Annotated in this window: 17 protein-coding genes and 1 tRNA gene; 11 read left to right on the forward strand and 7 right to left on the reverse strand. The window is 39.0% G+C overall.

From position 1 onward, the window contains the following. Positions 1-12: 12 nt before the first annotated feature. Positions 13-219: a CPXCG motif-containing cysteine-rich protein gene (locus ACSLUH_RS06165; protein WP_448565417.1), complete on the forward strand. Its 207-nt coding sequence runs from the start codon at positions 13-15 to the stop codon at positions 217-219. A 10-nt stretch (positions 220-229) separates the two neighbouring features. Here the strand turns inward: ACSLUH_RS06165 and ACSLUH_RS06170 are convergent, their stop codons facing one another. Beyond that, positions 230-856 (reverse strand): riboflavin synthase subunit alpha, encoded by a 627-nt coding sequence (locus ACSLUH_RS06170; protein WP_448565418.1) that lies wholly within the window; start codon positions 854-856, stop codon positions 230-232. A gap of 69 nt (positions 857-925) precedes the next feature. Here ACSLUH_RS06170 and ACSLUH_RS06175 point away from each other — a divergent pair, with 69 nt between their 5' ends. Continuing rightward, complete coding sequence (locus ACSLUH_RS06175; protein ID WP_448565419.1) at positions 926-2,296, forward strand: MATE family efflux transporter; 1,371 nt, start codon at positions 926-928, stop codon at positions 2,294-2,296. 107 nt (positions 2,297-2,403) lie between these two features. Continuing rightward, positions 2,404-2,480 (forward strand) — tRNA-Val (locus tag ACSLUH_RS06180). Between the two features lie 396 nt (positions 2,481-2,876). Here ACSLUH_RS06180 and ACSLUH_RS06185 read toward each other — a convergent pair. Beyond that, positions 2,877-3,455, reverse strand: a complete 579-nt coding sequence (locus tag ACSLUH_RS06185) for a hypothetical protein (RefSeq protein WP_448565420.1) — start codon at positions 3,453-3,455, stop codon at positions 2,877-2,879. A 1,418-nt stretch (positions 3,456-4,873) separates the two neighbouring features. Continuing rightward, positions 4,874-6,214, reverse strand: coding sequence for an EAL domain-containing protein (locus ACSLUH_RS06190; RefSeq protein ID WP_448565421.1), 1,341 nt, complete (start codon positions 6,212-6,214; stop codon positions 4,874-4,876). A gap of 633 nt (positions 6,215-6,847) precedes the next feature. Between ACSLUH_RS06190 and ACSLUH_RS06195 the strand changes: the two genes are divergently transcribed. Beyond that, the gene (locus tag ACSLUH_RS06195) at positions 6,848-9,574 is read left to right on the forward strand and encodes a collagenase (protein ID WP_448565422.1); all 2,727 of its coding nucleotides are present in this window, start codon (positions 6,848-6,850) and stop codon (positions 9,572-9,574) included. A gap of 134 nt (positions 9,575-9,708) precedes the next feature. Here the strand turns inward: ACSLUH_RS06195 and ACSLUH_RS06200 are convergent, their stop codons facing one another. Then, positions 9,709-13,446, reverse strand: a complete 3,738-nt coding sequence (locus ACSLUH_RS06200) for an SbcC/MukB-like Walker B domain-containing protein (RefSeq protein WP_448565423.1) — start codon at positions 13,444-13,446, stop codon at positions 9,709-9,711. Then, positions 13,443-14,729, reverse strand: coding sequence for an exonuclease subunit SbcD (sbcD, locus tag ACSLUH_RS06205; protein WP_448565424.1), 1,287 nt, complete (start codon positions 14,727-14,729; stop codon positions 13,443-13,445). The genes ACSLUH_RS06200 and sbcD overlap by 4 nt, the downstream gene beginning before the upstream one ends. Before the next feature lie 177 nt (positions 14,730-14,906). Between sbcD and ybaK the strand changes: the two genes are divergently transcribed. Beyond that, positions 14,907-15,371, forward strand: coding sequence for a Cys-tRNA(Pro) deacylase (gene ybaK, locus ACSLUH_RS06210; RefSeq protein WP_448565425.1), 465 nt, complete (start codon positions 14,907-14,909; stop codon positions 15,369-15,371). On the opposite strand, the gene ACSLUH_RS06215 is transcribed toward ybaK, so the two are convergent. Beyond that, a complete protein-coding gene (locus ACSLUH_RS06215; protein ID WP_448565426.1) occupies positions 15,360-16,415 on the reverse strand; it encodes a zinc-binding dehydrogenase in 1,056 nt (351 codons plus the stop codon). The two genes, ybaK and ACSLUH_RS06215, sit on opposite strands and share 12 nt — an antisense overlap. 357 nt (positions 16,416-16,772) lie before the next feature. On the opposite strand from ACSLUH_RS06215, the gene ACSLUH_RS06220 reads away from it, so the two are divergent. The 6 genes from ACSLUH_RS06220 to ACSLUH_RS06245 all read left to right on the forward strand — a co-directional run bounded on the left by ACSLUH_RS06220 (position 16,773) and on the right by ACSLUH_RS06245 (position 23,529). Further along, positions 16,773-17,897 carry an efflux RND transporter periplasmic adaptor subunit gene (locus ACSLUH_RS06220; protein ID WP_448565427.1) on the forward strand — a complete coding sequence of 375 codons (1,125 nt, stop codon included), beginning with the start codon at positions 16,773-16,775 and terminating at the stop codon, positions 17,895-17,897. Between the two features lie 2 nt (positions 17,898-17,899). Next, on the forward strand, positions 17,900-18,601 hold the full coding sequence (locus ACSLUH_RS06225) for an ABC transporter ATP-binding protein (protein WP_448565428.1): 702 nt from the start codon (positions 17,900-17,902) through the stop codon (positions 18,599-18,601). Positions 18,602-18,610: 9 nt separating this feature from the next. Further along, positions 18,611-19,816 (forward strand): ABC transporter permease, encoded by a 1,206-nt coding sequence (locus ACSLUH_RS06230; protein ID WP_448565429.1) that lies wholly within the window; start codon positions 18,611-18,613, stop codon positions 19,814-19,816. Then, positions 19,817-21,013 carry an ABC transporter permease gene (locus tag ACSLUH_RS06235; RefSeq protein WP_448565430.1) on the forward strand — a complete coding sequence of 399 codons (1,197 nt, stop codon included), beginning with the start codon at positions 19,817-19,819 and terminating at the stop codon, positions 21,011-21,013. 163 nt (positions 21,014-21,176) lie between these two features. Next, positions 21,177-21,593 (forward strand): Hsp20/alpha crystallin family protein, encoded by a 417-nt coding sequence (locus tag ACSLUH_RS06240; RefSeq protein ID WP_448565431.1) that lies wholly within the window; start codon positions 21,177-21,179, stop codon positions 21,591-21,593. A gap of 439 nt (positions 21,594-22,032) precedes the next feature. Beyond that, positions 22,033-23,529, forward strand: a complete 1,497-nt coding sequence (locus tag ACSLUH_RS06245; RefSeq protein ID WP_448565432.1) for a M28 family peptidase — start codon at positions 22,033-22,035, stop codon at positions 23,527-23,529. 191 nt (positions 23,530-23,720) lie between these two features. On the opposite strand, the gene fdhD is transcribed toward ACSLUH_RS06245, so the two are convergent. Beyond that, positions 23,721-24,590, reverse strand: a complete 870-nt coding sequence (fdhD, locus tag ACSLUH_RS06250) for a formate dehydrogenase accessory sulfurtransferase FdhD (protein WP_448565433.1) — start codon at positions 24,588-24,590, stop codon at positions 23,721-23,723. Positions 24,591-24,681 lie beyond the last annotated feature (91 nt).

Consider the following 24,681-nt stretch of genomic DNA (forward strand, 5'->3'; position numbering starts at 1 on the left):
TAAGGAGGTATTATGCCAAACAGTATTAAACAGCAGCGTATTGAATGCCCGCATTGTGGCCATCATTTGTTTGTCACACTTGACACCTCTGCCGGTGACCAGGATTACTATGACGAGTGTCCGGCTTGTTGTCACGATATTCATTTAAATATGCATATCGATGAATATCATCAAAAAGTTCAGCTCGCTATTGATGCCGACGACGAGCAATACTTTTAAGCAGTAATGGTTAACTAATTAATTTGGTTAGATCAAGACGTTTTAAGGTATTTACGATTGTTACCGTTTGCTGGTCGCATTCAATATTAACCTGATCACCAATTGCTAAACGCGATAAATTAGTTCTCGCTAAGGTTTCGGGGATTAAATGCACGCAAAACTTGTCATCTCCTACCTCTCCCACCGTCAAACTGATGCCATTGATGGTGATAAAACCTTTGTGAACAATAAATGCCATCCATTGGTGATTAATGATAAAGGTTAACGTGCAATTAGTGTCTGTTTGCACTTTATTCGCTAAATGAGCCGTAGTTTGAACATGACCACTAACGATATGTCCGCCCAACTCATCTCCCATTTTTAATGAACGTTCCAAGTTAACCATATCGCCAACTTTTAGCGCTCCTAGGTTGGTTACCTGCAAAGTTTCTGAGATAATATCAAAATTAATATGAGTACATGAAGATTGCTCTTGATACGAAACAACAGTTAAGCATACCCCATTAATTGCTATGCTCGCGCCAAGTAATAATGCTTTCGCCTGTTCATTTTCTACCGATATAGTTAAACGGGCGAGCGCATCCGCTTCAGTAATTGATACGACTCTAGCTTGTGCTTGTACTAGGCCAGTAAACATATAATATCTCTCTTTCAACAACGTGCTTGGCGATGATAACAAAAAGCTAATTACAGGATAAAGCCATAAATGACATTTCCAGGGTTTTTAGACAATACTAAAAGTTTAATGAAACTTGCCTACCCTATCTTAATTGCCCAATTAATCCAGAATTTAATGGGTTTTGCTGACACCGTGATGGCGGGTCGAGTCAGTGCAACCGATATGGCGGCGGTGGCGGTTGCTAGTAGCATCTGGTTACCGCTGATTTTAACCATTTATGGCGTAATAATGGCGTTAGCTAGCATTGTTTCCCAACTAGCTGGTGCTAAAAACTTTAAAGACGTTGCCAATCAAACCTTTCAAACCGCTTGGATTGCACTGGCCTTAGGGTTAAGTCTGATTGTTTTATATTATGGCATTACCCCTCTTATCATTGAGCGGGTGCCATTAGAAAGTAACTTAAAAACGCTGATGTTTGATTATCTGGGCTACATCGTATGGGGAGGACCTGGCTTTTGCTTATACGTTGTTTTGAGAAATTACGCTGAAGGGCTTTCTTATACCAAACCAACCATGATCATTAGCATCATTGGTTTACTCATTAACATTCCCGCGAACTATATTTTTATTTATGGTGAATTTGGAATGCCAGCCCTTGGCGGTGCAGGTTGTGGCTTAGCTACAGCGATTGTTTACTGGGTTATGTTTGTCGGCATGCTAATTTATTGTTTAGTTTCAAAGAAACTCAGAGTAGCGCCCTTATGGGATAAGATTTATTGGCCGAATATCGAAGCGATGAAATCAATTTTATTGTTAGGTGTACCAATAGCAATGTCTTTATTGTTTGAAGTCAGTTTATTTTCAGTTGTCGCCATTATTCTCGCGCCATTTGGTGCAAATGTCGTAGCTAGTCATCAAATCGCCATTAACTTTTCCGGTTTGGTCTTTATGGTGCCACTCAGTTTAGCCATGGCGGTAACAATAAAAGTAGGTTTTGCCGTTGGTGATAGAGATCATCAAGGTGCAAAAATGATTTGTAAATATTCAATTTTGTTAGGCTTACTTATCGCTTTTGTCACCGCAACGCTATCCCTTATCTTTAGAGAACAAATTGCGTTAATTTATAGCACTGATCAAGACGTGGTAACGCTAGCAGCAAGTTTAATGTTTCTTGCTGCTTTGTTTCAGTTTTCAGATGCAATACAGGTAATTTCAGCAGGTGCACTTAGAGGGTATAAAGATACAAAATCTATTTTATATATTACCTTTATCGCTTATTGGGTTATCGGCCTTGGCGTTGGTTTAGTGCTCGGATTAACCGATTGGTTAATTGAACCAATTGGCCCATACGGTTTCTGGATAGGATTTATTTCTGGTTTAACTTGCGCGGCATTTATGTTGGCTTGGCGATTAAAGATCATCCAGCATCGTTTAGAAATGCACCCGGTTGGCGCTTAAATAGACAAACGGGTAGGTTTTCTAAAATATTTACTAAAATTTACTTGCAAGCTGTAAAGCAGATCGCTAGTATAGCGCCTCGTTGATTCACTCAACAGTTCAATTGTACGACCGTAGCTCAGCTGGTTAGAGCACCACCTTGACATGGTGGGGGTCGGTGGTTCGAGTCCACTCGGTCGTACCAAATTATCTTACATACCTATATCTACACATAGATATTATTTTATGCACCAAGTACTGCTAAAATGAGAAATCATATAAACTGATGATTTCAGAAATGGTTCTTCTAACTCTATAATTTAATTCTGCATATCGGAAAACCCTGTCTCTGCGGACAACAAATGCCTTGATTCAAACTTACACCTTCCTTCTGCTCCATAAGGTGCTTTCTACTTGCTTAAATCAACAAGCACCATAACGTTATTCTTAGCAACTATGTTAGTTGAACTACAGGCTATCAAAAACAAACCACTTCATAAGATTAAGTCCTTTACTAGAAGCTTTCTTGTAGATAGACAACTGTATACCGCTATTGTGCGCTGTTTATCAAAAAAATCACGTTGAAAAATGAGGGATATTACTAAATTAATAATCCATGGTTATCCAAAACTTTCTTTATCTCACTGTTCTTCTGCTCCACTTGGCGGTAAACCCAGGTGTAATGGTCTTGCTGCCAAAAACTCATAACGGCCTTAACTCGCTGAGCACTGAGCAACTCTGATATCGCTTCCATTTCCAGAAAACAAACTAAAAGATGTAGATACGTACTAAATTCATTGCCAGCGCCTTCAGGAAAGCTATTCGGTACATCCTTAAATATAGTTTTTAATTCTTCAATTGCACTTTTGGTTTTTTCTTCATTCTTGCTTATATGCCAGTGAATCTGTTCGTGTAAATAGGTAGATAAAAGAAAATCTTTATGTGCTTTACTGGTATGACGCGTATGTAATGTTAATAAAGGGTGGCTATGTGGAATAGCCTTTTCGTTGATATGAACTTTATCAATGAATTCCCATTTATTGGTATCATGGGATGCGCGAAGCGCTTTAAGTAGCTCAACCGTTGCCAATTCTGATTTTGTTGCGTTCTCCGTGGTGATTTCAATAGCCAGTAATGCAGGCGAAAGTGCGAGTAACAGTATACTAAGAATACATTTCATTTCCGATCCTCCTTGCTCCCTATCATTTTTTAATACTCAGCCCAATTTAAAATGGCCGATATTATTGGTGAAATTAAACTTAGCTAATTTATCTTTGCGCACTTTATCCTCTGACGAGGTGTACCCTGAAGCTCATCATTTACGGTGCTTTAAATATCTAATAACCTCAATAAATAATAGAAAACCTAGAGGGAATAATAAACTAATGACTAGGCTCTCTATGTTTAAGATGTTTTTATCATAATAATAGTTTTTACAACTAAGTAAAAACAATAAAATGATAGCCAAATGCCTATATGAATTTCTTTTTAATATACTCAGTAAAGTTTCCATAACTAATCTCCTGCAAAAAAATAAACAACCTAATATGATTACAATTTGATACTTAGGCTTACTGCATTGCCCCCTCATCAACGAAACGAACGTCAATTTTAACCACTGTTGGCACTACTCTCGCTAAACCTATCCTTTCCCCAGATATTCCTCTTACATATTATTTGATTAATACGTTCACTATTTTCCTTTTTAAAACGCTGCATAATAAAATGTGGGGTTAGCTTTAATGTTGGCCAAAGCGGTTGAACGGGCTAACTGTTAAAGTACTATGCAAACGCTTATACCACGAGCGTTAAAAAAAACATTTCCCCTTTTCGTTAAGCTCTCGTGACAGAGGCTAAAATGAGGCTATGCTGCGTTAAAATCTCATCGTTTAGTCCACTAAATTTCTAAGCATTTGTTTTGATTACCGACAAATTATCACTCTGCATAGATTTAAAAAAAGCTCACCAAATCCTAGAGTTGGATAGTAAAAAACGTAATCTTAAAATACAATTCCATCAAAACAGGAAAGGAAGGGGAATCAAACTAAGCAATTGTATTTTATAGCTTTTAAAATATATTGTATTTATATTGTATAAAGGTTGTTTATGAAATATCGTTGCTTGTTGACATAGTAAGATCCTAGTTTACTAAATACTCATATTGGTTGGCGTATTTTCCTAAAAGAGTGCAGCATAGAAGCTATAAAACTTAATAAAAAGCAAAGCGTTAACAGTTATAATGTATTAAGTGTGTCGTATAACCTAATAGCAAACCATGATACAAATAGTTTTTTCTTAACAATTTAAGAAACTGTATTATTAAGTGTTAGAAATTGTAGACGTTTGAGATCTTACTACTAATGAAGAGTGCCATTTATTTGTTAACTTGTTAATGTGTTGGAGCTTGGTAACCCTCGAGTACTTTTACATCGTTTTTAAGCGCGGGGAGCGTCATGTAGTAATCTGACACATGATACGTAAGTTAAAACGTATTGGCTTATACGGTTAACTAAGACTTTAAACAGCGCCCATATTCTAGCGTCAATAGAACCTACGAAAATAATATTTCCGCAATTAACGACTAAAATTATAATAACGTTAGGGTACCTGCTTATATGGTTCATTCTTTACTAGTTCACTGAGCTCATCTAGCGGAACTGGTTTACTGAAAAAATAGCCTTGTAGTGCTTTACAGCCCATACTGCGCAAAAAGTCCCGTTGCTCTTGTGTTTCAACACCTTCAATCACACTTTTAAGCCCTAAAGAATTACACAGTACTTGGAAAGTTCTGATCATACTTTCATCTGCTGAGGTGTTGTTGCAAAACTCTGTATATAAATGCGTAACAAACGATTTATCTAGCTTGGCGTAATCTAATGGCATCGTTCTTAAGGTATGCATTGAAGAATACCCGGTACCAAAATCGTCTAATGCCAATTGACAACCTAAATCACTAATAATTTGTAACTCATTCGCAAATTCTGTTAACGGTAAGTCTTCTGTAAGCTCTATCACTACGCGGCTTGGCAAGATATCATAACGTTTCAACGCACTTTCTAATAGGCTAAGTAATACTGACGCTTTAATTAATTGAGTTGGGGAAATATTAATACTGAGCTTAAACGTTTCTGGGCAAACATATTGATTTAATGTCGTGATATCTTGAAAGGACTTTAATACCACCCACTTAGTTAACGTATTTAACGCATCTATTCTTTCTGCGATGGGAATAAACTCTTCTGGGCTGACAAAACCAAGCTCAGTATCTTGCCAACGAAGCAAAGCTTCTACGCCAATAATGCTATAATCTAGCGACGACACCTGAGGCTGGTAATGCAAGGCAAAAACGTCGCTCGATTTCCCTTGGTTCAATACTAACGCTTCTTGTTTAATCGCAGCACGCAAGCGATGCTCTACCAACTGCTCTCTTCGTTCTTTTTCAAGGATTTTTGGGTTAAAACCACCTAGGTATTGACGTTTAGCCGGGTCAACACTGGTCAACGATTTTTCAACAGTGGATAAAAAGTCGTAGGCATCATCAATAAATTCATTTGCAACACCATAACCAACGGAAGAAACGATATCAAAGCAGGCATTATTTAAGATAAATGGACGACTTAGCACTTCCATTAACTCGAGTACTAACAAAGATATTTCACGATCTTCATTGATCAAAATAGCAAAGCCATCATCTCCCATGCGACCAACGTTAGCACTTTCGTTAACGGTAATTTCTATTCGCTGTAAATACTGTGATAACACTTGCTCATTGTTGGTCAACCCAATCGAGAGGCAGGTTTCATGCAATTGGTTTATCTTCAACACAATTAAGGACAAAGACTGACGCGCCTGTAAAAGCGCTTGTTCCATAATTGTCATAAACTCAAGACGAGATATAGCTGGCGCTGTATCTAATATCCGACTTTTAGCCGTACCCATGACGTAAACCTCTTATTCCTTTACAAAAAGCAATCAAACACAAACTATTAGAAAGCGCTTGGTACGACACCACCGTCGTAAATTAGTCTTGGTTGTTCGTTGTTTTTAATTTTATGTGGAGCAAATACAGTGCGCTAATCAATGCAAAAAATTAAAGCTTAATCATCTTGAAAAAGTGTTTACCAAAGTTGAACACCATTTTAGCTTTTGTCCCGTACTTTACAAAAAGTGGATAATGATTATATAACACACTAAAAGCTTTAACATTTGCTCATTAGCATTGACCAAACATTCCCCCTGCTTTTGCCACTCTAAAAAAATACAAAAAAAGAAAAACAACAGGTTTAACAGACCCTGATTAAAGTGTAGTAAAAACTAATAAATGCACAAACTTACAAGCAATGCAATTGTAATGATTTTTTGCGTAGTCAAACTCAGCGTATCACCCCCCTATTTTCCAGTGTTACCCTCGTTACGATATTACTATTGGTTTTTTATCCAAAAACAACCGATACAAATATATTGTATATTTTATGTAACCATGCCATGATGCCCAAGGTGAAACAATTTCACATAAATTTAACACTAAAAACACATAAAAATAATAATAGCAATTTATATGAGAGAATCTTTATGAAAAAACACAATCTCGTTGCTGCTGGAGTTATGCTAAGCTCATTTGTAGCGGCAACCAATGCTGAGCACAGCCATAATATATCGAACCAACAGCACCCCTTGATAAACAAACAACACATCGGTAATCAAAAGTTTACGTCTCAGCGTCAGGAAATTCAGCAGTCAACAGCTAAAGTGATGACTAATAAGCAAAACGTATCAGCAAGCTCTGCGTCATGTAATTCCCCTGAACAATTGGAAGGACTCAGTGGTGCCAATTTAATCGATAGGATTAAAAATGCTAATGTTAACGACTGTATTTATCCGATGTGGGAGGATACACAATATGCAGGGCACTCAATCTTTTCGGATGATAACTTACAAGTTGTCGTCAATGAATTAAATAACATCCTGATATCTTACGACGGTAGTGACGAAAATGGCGCCGCTGACTTTGATATTTTAATCACTTACATTCGCACAATGTTTTCTGCTGAAACGGCAGCCAATTCTAATCGCGCTTTTACACAAGATTTTAAAAATGGCATTAAGCGAGCATTTGACACATACTTTGCAGGTGACTATTTTGTAACGTTTAATGGCGAAGCTTCACGTGATCATAATGTTAGACGTCAAATGTTACATATGCTTACAGCGTCAAAAAGCGCCATAGGTTCAGACCCAACCCTATACCTTCCGCGCTTTACTGAAGCTTTTCTTGGCTACGCTAATACTGTATCACGCGAGAACAATGCTGGTGTAAATGACGAAGAACGTGGTTATAGAGAGTTATTATTACAGGTTTATAATTCGACCATCGACGATGACCAACAGAAAACTATCGATGTCCACCTTAATAACCCTGAAATTATTGATAATTTAATAAAATTTATCAAAGTCGATGCCACATGGTTGTTAGGTCACGAGCGAGAGCTCCAATTTAATAAAGTTGTTTCAGAACTTGGTCGATTGTTTTCTCTGAACAACACCGAAATTTCAAATAAGATACGTCCGTTTATTCAATATATCTTAAATACTTATTCAAGCGACAGCGTTGGCTCAGTTGCTTGGTTTAGAGCTTTAGGTATGGTAAAAGATTTAGATGCAGCGAATTGCGACAGTTACAATGGCCTCTGTGATATAAATTTAGAAGACGCTATTTTATCAGGTACACGTGAATGTTCTCCATCTATAAAAATGCGCTATCAAGGAACCATTAGTGAAGAAAACCTTAATGCCTCCTGTGCTGCTCTAATTGCAGGACAAGAAAAGTTTCACTCAACGTTTGGAACCAACCCATCTGCTCCCGTAGCTGATGATTATAATGAATCATTTGAATTAGCTGTCTTTATCAGCTCAACAGCTTATAAGTATTTCGGAAGCACAGTATACAATATTGACACTGGCAACGGGGGGATCTATATGGAAGGTTACCCTATGTATGACAATAACCAAGCGCGCTTATATGTTTATCAAGAGCCTGATAGTGATGGCAACTTTAAAATTAGAAATTTAGAGCATGAACAATATCACTACTTAGATGGCCGTTATAACCAATGGGGTAATTTTGGTGACTCTGTTAACCCGAGTGTTTGGTGGGGTGAAGGCATTGCTGAGTATCTATCTCTGCCTGACAACACAGAATGGGCATTACAAGAAGGTGCAAAAAAAACCTATCAACTCAGTGAAGTATTTCAAACAACGTATTCTGACGATCAAACTCGCATATATGCCTGGGGTTATTTAGCAACACGTTTTATGATGGAAAACCACCGTGATGAAATAGATAATAAACTTCTCCCAACCTTGCGGGCGGTAAAATACGATAAAAATCAATCGGTAGAACCTGAATACCCTGAAGATGACTGTACATTCCTACCGTATCAATGGAAATCGAAAGATGAAGCCACTGCAAATGGTTGGCTTTGGGTTAAAGATGACGCCGATGGCGGTTCAGGTAATTGGGTATGGACATGTGGTGCTCCGGATCCTGACTTCGAAGGTGGAGTAGATCCTGTAGACCCAGTAGATCCTGTAGATCCTGTAGATCCTGTAGATCCTGTAGATCCTGTAGGTGAATGTACACTTGACTCATGGCAATGGTATGACAAAACTCAAGCAATGAAGAATAACTGGATATGGACAGACGAAGCTGGTGCTTGGGTAATGACTTGTGGCCAAATCGATCCAAATCCTGTTGTTGACCCACTGATAGCAGAAGGATGTACAATTAAAGACGAAGATGGCTGGCTAAAATGGGAATGGGTTGATAAAGAGACGGCCATTGAAAATAATTGGAAATGGCGTGCTGAGTCTGGTACTTGGGTGGATACTTGTGGTCAACCAAACGATCAAGGTCAAACTGGACTACAAAAGCAACTCGATGCTTATTTCAAAGCTTCAGCAACACCAGCGATGAACAATACAGTTGCTCAAGAATATATGGCTTATCAAGATATATTAGCTGATTGGGGTACTCGTTTTGATGCAGAATTCCATGAATGGCTAGACTGTATTGTTGCTGGCAATGGTACGTGTAATACCGAAGCTAACAACCCTGCTGATATCGACGAAAATGGTGCGGTTGATAAACGTGATGTAACATTATTTCAAGAAATGTTACGTGGCGGAGAATCAAGTCTTGAATATGACTTTAATAGCGATGGCGCCGTTAACCGCAAAGATATACGTGCTATGATGGCGTTATGTGATTTATCAAGATGTGCTATTGTTGAAAATCCATAAGCTTTAAGTATTAACAGTAATATGAGGGTAACACTGCATACATAGTGTTACCCTTTTTTAATAATGTGATGTGATAAAAGTTCAACTTTCAGGACGATCTGTCAAAGCTTGTCTGAGCTAATTGAACCAAGTGCTTAATGTTCTATAAATCTAAATTGTGGCGCTAATTCACTAACCCCTAAACCGCTTTTTTTCTTGACCTTAATTTGCGTATCGATCCGCTCTTTTAAGGTATTGATGTGAGAAATAACCCCTATCATTTTGCCACTAGCATTTAGGTTATCGAGTGCATCAAGAGCGATCTCTAGGGTATCATTGTCCAATGTGCCAAAACCTTCATCTAAAAAGAGTGAGTCAATACTGGTTCGAACACTAACGAGATCAGACAAAGCGAGTGCTAAAGATAGACTCACCAAAAAGCTTTCTCCACCGGATAATGTCTTAACATCTCTAACCGCATCAGCTTGCCAAGTATCAATAATCGCTAGACCCAACAAATCATCTTGTTGGTTTTGCAGTAAATACCGACCGTGCAATTTAGATAAATGTTGATTCGCTAAGTAAACGAGGTGAGCAAGGGTTAGCCCTTGTGCAAATTTTCTAAACTTGGCGCCATCAGCAGAGCCAATTAAACTCGATAAATAGGATAGGTCATCCACGTTTAGGCGAAATTGTTCAATTTTTTCCATCAGTTGATTATGCTTTTGCAATGATTGCTGATGATGGGATATTTGTTGAGTTAACTCTCCTTGCTTAAGTTGACATTGTTTCAGTTGCTGTTGAATTGTCAACAAATGCGGTTCAACCTGGGCTCTGCTAAAATCATCTATACCCTGCCCTTTTAAGTCGTCTTGCATAGTTAACAATACATTTTTTTGATCTTTTAACTGCTCTTCAATGGTATCGAGTTTCTGTTGTTCTTGATCCATTCGTTCTGCGAGTGCTTGTAATCGATTAAGTTCTTCTTCACTCAATAGTGCTTTTTTAAACGCTTGTTCATCAACAAACTGACTTTCATTTAATTGTGCAAACCAATCTTGTTTTTTTCGCTCAAGTTGTTGTTGAGTGCTATCGAGTTGTTTTTCAATACGTTGTATTAAGCCCTGATACTCTTTGAGCTGACTCAAATGAACTTGCTTGGTCTGAATGAGTTGCTCTCGTTGTTTGCTGATCTGCTCAAATGCTTGCTTAAGTTGATGACGATACTGTTCAATATCATGGTAAGCAAACAAGGTGACACGCTCCACTTCTAATCGTTCAAGTACTATTTTGTTTTCTGAAAGCTTAACAATATACTGTTGAATATCTTCTTCAATATCACGATGTTTAGCGTCAATTAACGCTATTTGTTGAGCACAACTACGCATTTGTTCTTCGACTTCGGCCAATGATTTCTCACTTAACAATAACTGCTCTAGTTTTTGAGAAACCCCTTTTCGCCAATTATTAAATCTATCGATATCTATGACAAGCTGCTCTTGTTCAAACAACTGACAGTTATCTTGCTCAGCGTCAATCAACGCGGCGGCCAACTGTTGAGTCAATATTTCTTGCTCCTCAACTAACTGCTTAATCTGCGCATTTATTTCCTGATGTTGTAATAACAGTCGCTGATGCTCTTTTTCCGCTTGTTCTATTTGATGAGATTGAGTTAATAATTGTTTTTCTTTATCTGTTTGTACCTGCTTTAACTCAACGATTTTTTGTTCAGTGTCAGAGATCTTTTCCTGTTGTGCGATAAAATGACGATATTGTTGCTGACGCTCATTCACCAGTTTTTCTAATAGTAAATATTCTTCAATGTTTGTATCTAGCTCTCCCTGCGCTTTAATTGTTACCCATTCATCCTGCAACTGCATTAACATGGATTGCTGCTCTTCAAGGGTTTGCGTAACATATTTGAGCTCAGCTTCTAACCCTGACAATTGCTCTTTAAGGTCTTTTCCTTGTTGCTCACATGCTTTAAGTGCACTCTCTATGGCCAATAGCCTTTGTTGCTCTTCAGATGACCCTAGTTCACTTTGTTGTTGATATTCATTGATTAAAGGATGTTCTTTTGAGCCACATAACGGACATGGCTGTTCAAGCGCTAATTGTCCTCTTAACGATTCAAGTGAAATAATTAACCGATGTTGCTCAACGATTTTCGATAAGTCATCTCGTTGCTGCATCATTGATTTGTACTCATGGCGAAGTTGTTCAATTTGTAGTTGATGGTTGGCTACGCGTTGTTTTAACTGCTCTTGCAAATTAAGGTTATTGCGATGTTTCTCAGCCACATCATTAAAACTCTTCGATTTATCGAGCGACGAGACTAGTGTTGGCATTTGTTGTTGCAACTTAGCTAGCTGTTGTTTCAGTGATTGCTCATCCGAACAATGAAGTGTTTGCAATATTGCCTGCTTTGTCTGCTGCTTTTTAACAATATCATCGCTGATACTGTCAAATTCTAACTGACTTTGCTTAACGATAAGATTATCTTGCGCTATTTGCGCTTTGAGTTGTTCACCAGTTTGACTAACATTTTGCGCTAGCGTTTGTTGTTGCGTAATTTTTTCTTTATTGGTCGATAACGTCTGATACTGGTTTTGCCATAACGGAACCTGCTCTGTTATTTTTTTATACTTTTCAAGTTCCTTTAACGATGTTGATAGAGTTTGCTTTCTTTGTTCAGCTTCTTTTTGTGTTTGTTGATGTTGTTGTTTTTGTTCAATAAGCTGAGTATTTTTATGGGTTAACTCTTGAATTTGCTGTTCGATATTTTTTACATTGGTTCGCTCAACCGACAGTTTTTTCTCGAGGGGTTGTAATTTTTCACGATTGAGTTTTTCAAAATCATCAATATCCTTTTGCTGTGCTGCATACTGTTGTTCAACGGCTGTAATCTGTTGCTCACTTTCAACAAGGCGAACTTGCTCTTGCGCTATCTTATTGCCAACGTCCTGCTGCTCAGCTAAAAGCTCATGGTATTGCGCATTAACTTCGCTATATTGATGATAACTTGGCGCTAACTGTTGAGCCGGTTTTGCATTCGCCAGTAAATTCAGATCCGCTGTTGAATTTTCTCGCTCTATTTTCAAAGCATTTCGCTGCTGTTGATGATTTTTTAGCTGGTGTTCTAGCTGCTCACTTTTATCGATCCAATGTAGTATTTTTTGGACGACATCTCGCTCTTGCTCTAGATGCTGCTCTTGATCAAGCAACAAAGATTGCTGTTGCTTTATTTCAGCTAATTCTTCGTCGCCAAGTAAAACAATTCCTTCAGCTTGATCAAGCATTCGGGTGAGTGCTAGTTTTTCTTGTTTATGTTGCTCAAAAACGTACTGTGAAATAGCGCCGTAAATCTCACTGCCGGTTAACTCTTCTAGCAATTCAGCCCGATCTTTTGCTTGAGCATTTAAAAATGCTGCGAACTCTCCCTGCGATAGCATCATTGATTTTGTAAAACGACCAAAATCTAACCCCGTTAATTGAGCTATCGTTTGGCGAACTTCAGAAACTTTACTTGCAATAATTTCACCATCAATCTTCGCTAATTCCGCTACGGGTTTTTGTAAGTTTCCATCGGGTTGATTTTTTGCTCTTCGTTGGCTCCAAAATGCCCGATACTGTCTACCCTTAACTTCAAATTCGACTTCCGCTAAACAACTGGCGGTATTTCTTGTCATTATCTCCTCAGTCGCTAATTTTAATCGCGGAGTTTGATGGTATAGTGCCAAGCAAATCGCATCGAGAATAGAGGTTTTACCTGCGCCTGTTGGCCCAGTGATCGCAAAAATACCATTGTTGTCAAAAGGTGCTTGCTGAAAGTCAATTTTCCAATGGCCTTTTAATGCGTTTATATTTTCAAAGCGTAAACTGAGGATTTTCATGAACGTACAACATCCTCTTTTGTTACTCGCGAGCTAAGTGGTGTACCTGAATGCTCAATTTCGAGCTCATTAACCGTTTTTCTAAATAGTGCCAGTAATCGCTCTTTTCGCGCTTTATCTTGATCTGTTAACCATTCTTGTTGCGCCAAACGCGCTTCAAATACCTGCTCAACATTAAGATCATCAAGTGTCACTTTCTCCTCGGTGTTGAACTGTTGCAACGCTTTGCGTTTTTCCCGTCTAACTAATAGCACTTCAACGGGAAGCGCTTTAACCAATTCTTCAATTCGTGTAATTAACTCGCTATGGTATTCATGGCTATCAATTTCTATGTCAAGCCATAGTTTTTGTGTAGCAATTTGTTCTTGGTAACCCGTTAATAGCTGCTCAAGATCACTTGCTAAATTATCTAACTGACTCGTTATACTTGCCATTGGTTGAAAAACAGGCACATTAATTTCAGTAACATCATTGAACTCTCCTTGTTCAAAGTTCACCACCAGAACTTGTTTTACCCGTTTACACTCATCAAAACTTAAAGGTATCGGTGAGCCGCTATAACGAATAAAGTCTCTTTTAGCGACTTTTTGACTACGATGAATATGACCAAGTGCAATATAATCTGCATCAGGAAACGCTTGCGCCGGAAACGCCTCTAAATTGCCAATATAAATATCTCGAACAGAATCGCTGGTCTTAGCACCAACTGTGGTTAAATGACCAGTTGCAATCACCGGTGTCTCGTCGCCAGCTAGTGCTTTAGCATTAGCAAATACGCTTTGATAATGTGTTTTTATTGCTTCTTGCAGTGTTTGTTGTTTGGTTGTTGCATCCTGCCCTGCTTGACTGGTCATAATATCGCGCTGTCGAATAAAAGGTATCGCACAAACAACGGCTGCTAGGTTTCCTTGAGCATCATGTAGCGGGATTATTTGTTTTTCAATATCATCTGAAACGGCTGCGATGACATGACAATTTAGATGCTTTAATACACTTTGCGACTCCGATAACATTGCGACAGAGTCGTGATTACCAGCCAAGACAATAAAATGACAATCGCATTTTTGCAGATTAACAATAAACTCAAAATACATTTCTCGTGCATAGCTAGGCGGAGTGCCAGTATCAAAAATATCCCCGGCTACGATAATGGCATTAATTTCATGCTCCACCACGACAGTAAGTAGCCAATCAAAAAATTGTTGATGTTCTCTGGCTCTGCTTTTACCGTAAAAAAACTGACCTAAATGCCAATCGGAAGTATGCAAAATGCGAAATGTCATAGTGTTAACTTATTATAATTGAATGGAAAAACAGTTGATGATACAAGAGCTATTATTGAATATTTCACACGGTAAACACAAACGATAATATCAGGCATATGCGTTACTTTAGCCATAAACTTTACCGTAAACATTTACTTAAACGACTTTTTCTAGATAAATAAGAGGAAAACGACAGTGACTCCGGCCATTATTTTATTAAAAAAGCGACAGGTACCGCACACCCTCCATCAATATCAACATGATAGTAACGCCAGCTCTTTTGGCTTAGAAGCAGCAGAAAAGCTTATTGTCGATATCGAAAAAGTTTTTAAAACGCTGGTAGTCGATATTCAGCATCAATTGGTAGTCGCCGTTATTCCCGTGAATCAACAATTATCATTGAAATCGCTCGCCAAACTTATGAACAGCAAAAAAGCCACGATGGCCAAAGCGAACGATGTTATTAATAGTACAGGTTACATTTTAGGCGGCGTTTCTCCATTGGGGCAAAAGTCTGCGCTCAAAACCTTTATTGATTTGAGCGCTCAGCAACACGAAACAATTTTTATCAGTGGTGGAAAACGCGGTTTAGAAATTGAATTATCACCACTAGCTCTTGCAGAGCTCACTAATGGAAAGTTTTATCAATTAACTGCCTAACTCAACGGTATTACCCCCATGAGGTAATAGGATCACTTTGCCCTCACTTTTGTGCTCAGCATAATAATCGAGCGCTTGGCCAAATTGCTCAAAGTCGACTTTGGCATAAATATCGGTTTTAAACACTCCAGATAAAAATAATCGTTGCACCTTTCGGCTTAAACTTAGCACATGTAAGGGGTTTGCTTTGCCGATATAGGTCGCTAACCAAAAGCCTTCTATACGAATATCTCTAAAAATAACATCAGCGACAGAAAAAAGCCCTCCTAGCGGGTCATGAGTCTCAGTTAACCTTCCATAAATTATTGCCGTAGAGCCTTTTGGCATCGCTCGTAAACTTCGCGGTGTTTCCTCTGCTGCGACTGCATCGAGTAATACTTTTACTTTCAGCTGGTGACATAGTGCCTTAAGCTTTTCGTCATAACCTTGATGAGCTGTACAAAGAACGTGATCAGCACCAAGCGATTCTACTATCGAGACATTTTGTTCACTACGCACAGTAGCTATTGTTTTTATCCCTTTTAACCTAGCATAACGAATCACGCCCTTACCAACCTGACTTGCCGCCGCATTTACCAATAGCGCCTTAGTTCCCAAAGCTATCGCGCGCTCTACTAAGCAAACTGATGTACAAGGATTAACGATCAACGTTGCGGCTTGATCATCCGGAATGTCTTTGTTGACAGGCAGGCAATAATTTGCTCGTGTTATCGCATATTGAGCCCATAAGCCGTCTTGCTCTGGATCGGCTGATAAGGCAACACGCTTGCCTGTTAACCATTTGCCATATAATCCAGCATTAGCGTTAATAACAACACCAACCCCTTCAAAACCACAAAACTTACCTTCTTGCGCGGTTAAGCCATACTTGCCTAGCAAGTAGACTAAATCGGAGGGATTAACCGGGGATGCAAGTACTTTTACCAATACTTGCCCTTTTTTAAGCGCTGGAATTACTTTTTCTTCTCGTTGTATACGTTGTGATGATAGTAATGAGGCGTCATCACTAAGTTTGAGAGCAAACCCACAATTTTTTTGAAGCATAGTTTTTTATTCTTGTTATCAGTTGAGTTAACCCTACAACTTAACGCAAATAAAATCAAAAAATGAGCAGATAACTTCGCGACTAAAAAAAGCGAACAACCAATCAAACGAATACTTTTAATTCAACTTTAAAGAAACTCGCAAAGTTTCATGCTAAGTTAATATTAAAACTATATTTTCTGATTTTTTTATCACTATTGTTGAGCTAGATCATGCCTTAAAAATAATAAAGTCATATGATAGAAAAATGAAATAAATTGATTGATTTTGCAACAAGTCACTTTGGACAGTGATGAGCTGTTAACTTGGTATCGGTGATATCACCATACTTGAAAATAAATATTGCAAGGAACGATTATGAAATGGCTACGCTGGCTACTCGTTTTACTCATATTGGCCGGGCTTTACTGGTGGTTAACGCTTGAAAAGCCTATTCAAGTCGATGTGTTATCGCCCAGTTTGGGTTTAGTAGAAAGCACGGTAGCAAATACGCGTTCTGGCACGATTACAGCCTGTCAAAGAGCTAAAATGTCATTGCCTATTGGTGGTCAAATCGCCAGCATAAATGTCAAAGAAGGAGATATTGTCGATAAAGGTCATTTGCTTATTTCTTTATGGAATAAAGATCGTTTAGCCAAGCTAGAAGAAGTAAAAGCGCTATTTAAAGCTAGTCAAAGTGAACAAAAACGAGCTTGTCTAATGGCTAACCAAGCAGAAAGTGATTACCAAAGACAACAGACGTTACTTAAAAACGCACTAACCTCACAAGAAAACCTTGATCTTGCATTAACTAACTTTGATGCCAGAAAGGCAAGCTGCCAAGCCAGTATTGCAAAAACTACCGCCAGTCAAGCGATGGTAGATAACATCAACGCGTCTATCGAACAAACTTACCTGGTCGCCCCTTTTAAAGGTATTATCGCTGAGATCACTGGTGAGATTGGTGAATATACCACGCCTTCACCTCCCGGCGTCCCTACACCTCCTGCCGTTGATATTTTAACTCATGATTGTCACTATGTGACTGCACCAATAGACGAAGTAGATGCTGGTCTGTTAACCGTAGGTAAACCAGTGAAAATCACCCTTGATGCGTTTAGAGGTCGTTTCTTCAGCGGTAAATTACGCCGAATTTCCCCTTATATTCAAGATTACGAAAAACAAGCGAGAACCGTTACTATCGAAGTTGCTATGACAGAGCACAGCGATCCCCATTTACTTGCGGGTTTTAGTGCCGATGTTGAAGTGATTCTCGAAGCAAAAGAAAATGTCTTGAGGCTACCGTCAGATCTCATCATTAATAATGAATATGTTTTAGTGCTTAACGGTGATGGTTTCATAGAAAGGCGAAACGTCGAGATAGGTATAGGCAATTGGCAATTCAGTGAAATCGTTAGCGGGTTAACGACAAAAGACAAGGTCATTGCTTCAATCGGCTTATCTGGTGTTGAAATCGGCGCTTTTGCAGAGGCAAAAAAATAAAAATGACCTCTGCCATTATCACACTAAATAAACTCAATAAAACTTATCAAGTTGGTGAGCAACCTTTACATGTTTTAAACAATGTTGATTTAACGCTCGACAAAGGGGCTTATGTTTCGATTATGGGGCCTTCAGGATCAGGTAAATCGACATTACTCAATATGATTGGTCTACTCGATAGACCTGATGATGGCCTCTATCAAATAGGTGATATTGAAACGACTAATAAAACTGAGGAACAGCGCGCTCAATTAAGGCGTGAGAATATCGGCTTTATTTTTCAAAGCTTTCATTTAATCCCAAGACTTACCGCGCTAGAAAACGCAGCATTACCGATGATGTTAGCAGGAATGAGTCAAAAGGTTCGTGAGGCAAAAGTGTTATCCTTGTTTGAACAGCTAGGTCTCGCTGATCGCAGCCATCACCTGCCAAAGCAATTGTCTGGGGGACAGTTACAACGAGTGGCGATTGCACGTTCTTTAGTCATGTCACCAAAAATATTATTGGCCGATGAACCAACAGGTAACCTCGATCAAGCATCCGGCCAAGAGGTGATCAGTTTACTTGAAGAATTAAACCTCCAAGGCATCACGTTAATTCTTGTCACCCATGACAAAGCACTTGGCAAAAGAGCCACTAGACAACTAAACATGGTTGATGGCGAAATTATTAGTGACATTTACCATAATAATGACCAAGTATGACGGATTTAAATGAAACTGATTGATAACCTACATTTTAGTTTTATTGCGTTAGCTCGGCATAAAGTCAGAACAAGCTTATTGTTGCTTGCTGTCGCTATTTCTGTAACGTCGGTATTATTACTAACTGGCTTGGGTGAAGGCGCTAGAAGATTTGTTGAACATGAGTTTTCTTCATTGGGTAACAAAATGTTGGTTGTACTTCCCGGTAGAAAAGAAACAACTGGCGGCTCCGTGCCAATTTATGGCACTACACCGCGTGACTTGACTATTGAAGATGCACAAGCGTTAAAAAAAATTTCTTCTGTGAATGCCGTCGCGCCTATTATCGCTGGTACAGGTTACATAAGTTATCAAGGTTTAAGTCGAGAAGTCATCACTATAGGCAGCACACCTGATTTTCTTTCCGTTCGAAACCTGACACTCTCTAAAGGGAAAGGCCTACCCATTAACAGTAGTGAACGCTCTTCTTCTGTCATTATCCTAGGTGCAAAAGTTGCTAACGAGCTTTTTTCAAATGATCAGGCTGTTGGACAGTGGGTAAAATATTCGGGCCAACGCTTTCGAATTATTGGTGTGCTTGAAGAACGGGGGGAATCACTTGGCCTCGATCTGCGTGATATGGTCATCATCCCTGTCAGATCAGCAGAAAATATATTCAACTCACCGAGCCTTTTTAGAATTTTAGTTCAACTTAAACAAACTGGCAGTGAATCCTTTACTGAAGAAAAGATCCTCAGTGTCATTAAACAACGTCACGATGGAGAAGATGATGTTACTGTCGTTAGTCAAAATGCCATATTGGCGTCGTTTAATAATATACTGCAACTGATCACCGCTAGTATCGGTGCTATTGCCGCCATTAGTCTTGTCGTTGCTGGCTTTCTTATCATGAATGTTAGTTTTATTAGTGTCAGCAAGCGTAAACAGGAAATTGGTCTATTAAAAGCAATGGGGGCAACCGCCGCCGAAGTAAGAAATATATTTCTCATAGAAGCGCTCTTTCTTGTTGGTCTTGGTGTCATCATTGGCATTGCTCTCGGTTATCTCGTTGTTGCATTTACCGTTATCGTGTGGCCTAGCTTTCCGATGGCAATACCATGGTGGGCAACATTCACCAGTAGCTTCGTCGCTTTAATTATTGGTGTATTATTTTCATGGTTGCCCGCAAAACGTGCGGCAATGCAAGATCCTGTGCTGGCATTAAGGGGCATGTAGATGCGTTTTGATGATCTTTTATATTGGGTAAAAACCTCCATTCTATCTCAACGACTTCGTGCTTTACTGACAGTTGCGGGCTTTTCAACGGGCATGGCGGCTGTAGTATTAATGTCATCAATTGGTGAAAGTATCCGTAATTTTGTATTACAGGAGTTTACCCAATTTGGCAGTAATATCGTTGCTATCACCCCCGGCAAAACCGAAACTTTCGGCATGGGCGGATTACTCAATACAGTAAGACCACTTTCTCTAGAAGATGCAAATTATCTAAGCAGGCTTCGTAATATAGAGTATGTTGTTCCTATTGTGATGGGAACAGCAAAGCTTAAAGCGCATCAATTGTCACGATATACTGATGTCGCAGGCGTTGGCGCTCACGGTGCCCAAGCTTGGAAACTCACATTAGCACAAGGACGCTTTTTACCCGATGATAATAACCTCGCACCAAGAAGCTTTGCCGTCTTAGGGGCAAAAGTTAAGCAAGAGTTGTTCGGCAACGACAATGCTCTCGGACAAAGCATCCATGTTGGAAGTCAGCGCTTTAAAGTCGTTGGCGTATTGGCGGAAAAAGGACAGTTTATGGGTCAAGATCTCGATGATATGATCTACATTCCAGCAGCGAAAGCGATGCAGCTATTTAACCGCGATAGCTTAATGGAAATAGACATTTTTTATCAGCCAGGCCTTAAAGCGGAAACTGTCGCCAGTTACATCAAACATCAACTCATTAATCGCCACGGCATCGAAGACTTTACCATTATCACCCAAGATGACATGTTAACCAGCCTTGATGAGATTCTTTTTATTATTAAAAGTGCTGGAGCAAGTTTAGGATTAATCTCACTGCTGGTAGGAGCCGTAGGCATTGCAACCATTATGACCATCACAGTGACAGAAAGAACGGGAGAAATTGGCTTAATGAGAGCGCTAGGTTTATCCTCTCAACAAATTAAATTATTGTTCCTCGCAGAAGCAACCTGCCTAGCCGTCGTTAGTGGTTTAATTGGCTATTTGGTTGTTTTGATCATGCTAATAATCGCTAAGCTTTTACTACCTGATGTTCCTATCGATATTAACCCTGTCGTTTTAGTACTTTCGTTACTTTTCTCAGCGGTTATTGGCTTAGTTTCCGGGATATACCCTGCTTTAAATGCGGCAAAGCTATCACCTATCGACGCGTTGCGAGCGGAATAATAGTCATTCATTAAGCAATTTCTGCCCCGATAATTGTTCAAAAAAAAGAATAATGTTTATTTTTTGAACTAGATCAAGAAAACATCACGTTACAGTGGCGACACCCAAACACTCGACTAAGGTTAGAGTGAGAATCAAACCCAATAATTTAAGGAGAAAGAAAATGAGCTTATTACCTCGTGACCACTGGTTTAATCGTAACGATTTCTTTGAGAACTTTTTCCCAAGCAATTTGGCTGAATCAGAATCGTTTTTTAGCCCAAGAGTCGATATCACAGAAAAAGATAAAGAGTATCTTATTACCGCTGAACTGCCGGGTGTTAAAAAGGACGATATTAATATTGAACTTCATGATGGGATTTTATCAATAGAAGCAAAGATAGATACCACTAAAGAATCCAAAGATGACAAGGTGATTACTAAAGAGCGCCGAACTGGCTTTTTCAAACGTAGTTTCAATATCGGACAAGGAGCAGATAGCAACGATATTAGTGCAAAATTTGATAATGGTGTATTAACACTCTCGGCTCCTAAACTGCCAGACGAAATGTCAAACCGAAGAAAGATCACCGTAAGTTAACGACCTAATAGATTACTCTGTATAAAAAAAGACCTGTCAGCGACAGGTCTTTTTATCTTTAGAGCGTGTTGACCTTTAATGTACATTTTGGCAGCAGTTCATTTGAAGTTTATACAAGACAGAGCCTATGTCATGTGGTTATTCCCCATAAATAGGCAATAACGAAATGGAAGTTTCAAATGGGCGCTGTCCTTCGGATTCGTTTAAACGTGATTTACGCTTTGTTGTAACTCATTTGTATAGAATAACTATACGGTATTCGCTACGCCTCGATTAAATCACGTTTAATTCGAACAAAATTTGTACAGTAAAGAGCAACACGCTCTAGAATTTATTACTAGCCTTTTGTTAAGTCGCTAATATTTTATAATTCTTCTTATTGTAATTGCTTTATTTTTTATCCGTTGTAATCATAGAAAGAAAATAAAAAGGATGATTTATGAACTCTCTATTTAAAATAACAAAACCTGCCTTCTCCGTTTTGCTTCTGCTATCGCTAGGCTTGTCATTACAGCCTGCACATGCAAGTGATGTTGAAAAGCTAATAAAATCGCTGGGGCAAGACGAACACATCATTGAAAGCTTACAACATCTAACCGACCATGTTGGAGGGCGACTGACTGGAACGCCTGAAAATTTAAAAGCAGTTGAATGGGCGCTAGAGGAATTTAGAAAAGCTGGCGTCAGTGCTAAAAAAGAACCCTTTACTATGCCAAAAGCTTGGTATGAAAAAAGCGCGAATGCTTTGATCACTGGACAAAATATTGCTTTTCAATCACGTGTTGTCAGTATGCCTTTTAGTGAACTAAAGCAGTTCAATAATAGGCCCATAGACATTGTTAATCTCAACTACGGTACTGCAGCCGATTTTGCTCAGTCAAAATCGCTAAAAGATAAGTGGCTCCTTGTGACGACGAAAGTTTTAGATGATGAAAAAGGTATCTCCGGACTTTTTGAAGAATACGTTGATGCGGTTGGTATAGAACAACGTGCAACCGATGTTAAAGCTGCTGGAATTGTCTATATCTCTTCAAGAGTAAAAAATTTATTGTATCGCCATCTACCGAGTAAAGGCGCAAATACCAAGATACCTTTACTCGTGATAGAGCGTGAGCGTGGTCTTCAAATAAAAAGACTACTTGAGCAAAATCACGCCTTAACCTTAACCGCCAATATCGATACGCAACATGGAGAAAGTTATCAGTCAGCCAACGTTATTGGTGAAATTAAAGGAAGCCAATTTCCTGAGCAAATTATTCTTATCGGTGCACACTTAGATTCATATGATTTAGGTACGGGTGCGCTCGATAACGGCGCCAATGTTAATCTAGTTATCGACATCGCTCGAAAAATGATAGCGAATAAAATTGTACCGAAAAGAACAATACGATTTGCGCTCTTTAACGGTGAAGAGCAAGGTTTATATGGGTCTTGGGGCTATACAAAGACGCACATCAAAGAACTAGATAATCACATATTAGCAAGTTCTATCGACATCGGAACGGGTAAAATCACAGGCTTCTTTACCAATGGAAGAGAAGAAATAATAGAAACATTAAATAAGGCGCTTGGACCTGTAAGCAACCTTGGGCCATTTGAAATGATTAATGTGCCAGTTGTTGGCACTGATAATTATGACTTTATGATGCAAGGTGTTGCCAACATTGTTCCGAACCAAGCTGACGCAAACTATGCTTCAAACTACCATGCTGCTTCTGATACGTTTGATAAAGTCGATCAAGCTCAGCTAAAAAAGAACGCGCAAATTATGGCAGCGTTAATTCTAGGTCTTGCCAATATGGATGATATCCCATGGCAAAGGCAGACAGCAGAGCAAGTCGAGGCGCTTGTTAACACACATAATCTGGAAGCTTCGATGAAAACTTTTGGGCTATTTCAATCTTGGAAAAATAAAACACGAGGGATAAGGCGTTAATTAGCGGCTGTTGAGCTATAAACGCTAATTTGCAGCAGTTGTTCATGTTTTTATCCAAGGCAGAGTTGATGTGTGTGGGTATTCCACATAAATTAACAATAACGCCGTAAAAAAGCATCAGAAATGCTGCTTTTGGGGTTAGCTTAACTGCAAAAGCTCAACACGCCGGATTATGCGCTGATGATTGCGGATCAGTTATCACATTTTTGGCTACTGATACGCTGAGCATCATGATAGACGTTAAACTGTTCAGGCTTAGTAAAAGCAATCAAGGTGAGATTAAAATGGATTGCCGCCCTGACCGCTAAACTTGATGGTGCTCCGATGGCCACTAAAACGGACACTCCTGCAATGAGAGCCTTTTGAACCATTTCGAAACTTACCCTTGATGAAATAGCAAAAATACAGGTATTTTTATCGATTGTTGAATCCCCCGCTATGGCCCCTATCACTTTATCTAACGCGTTGTGACGCCCAATATCTTCCATCAATTTTAGTATTTGACCTTTTGCCGTTAGCACAGCTGCACAATGCACGCCACCGGTTAACCGTTGCAATTGCTGTTGTTGCTTAATTAAGGTTGGTATTTGATAAACGACCTCTGCTGATAACCAATTTGTTTGAGTAGATAAAGTTGGCAGCTGTTTTAACGCTAACGACTCAATAGACCTCAAACCACACAAACCACAACTACTATACGTGGTTCGCATTCGACGCTCTTTTGGTAGTCTTTGCCGACATGCTTCAACAAGTTCGACATCCCAGACATTACTTAACTGCTCGTTGGTGCCATCGTTAGTATTTTCTTGAGTTATCGTCTTAATGTCCTTTATTGAATAAATCACTTGTTCACTCAACAGCAAGCCAATAATCAACTGTTCATCGTTACCTGGCGTTCGCATCGTTATACTAAATTGATAAGGCTTACCAATAGTTTCACATTCAGTGGGAAAAAATAGATTGATTTGTAAAGGCTCTTCAACAATTACCTCATCAATTTGTGTTACTACCCCCTGGGGTGAATAAACGTGCTTAGATACCTTTTTACTACCGATTATCACTATTAATTTCCCGCCGAGATTGGCTATGTAAGAGCGCCTATTATATCGATATGAATAGTAAAATAGCCAGACTGATCCAAAATCTTAAGCT

The organism is Thalassotalea ganghwensis (assembly GCF_053485795.1).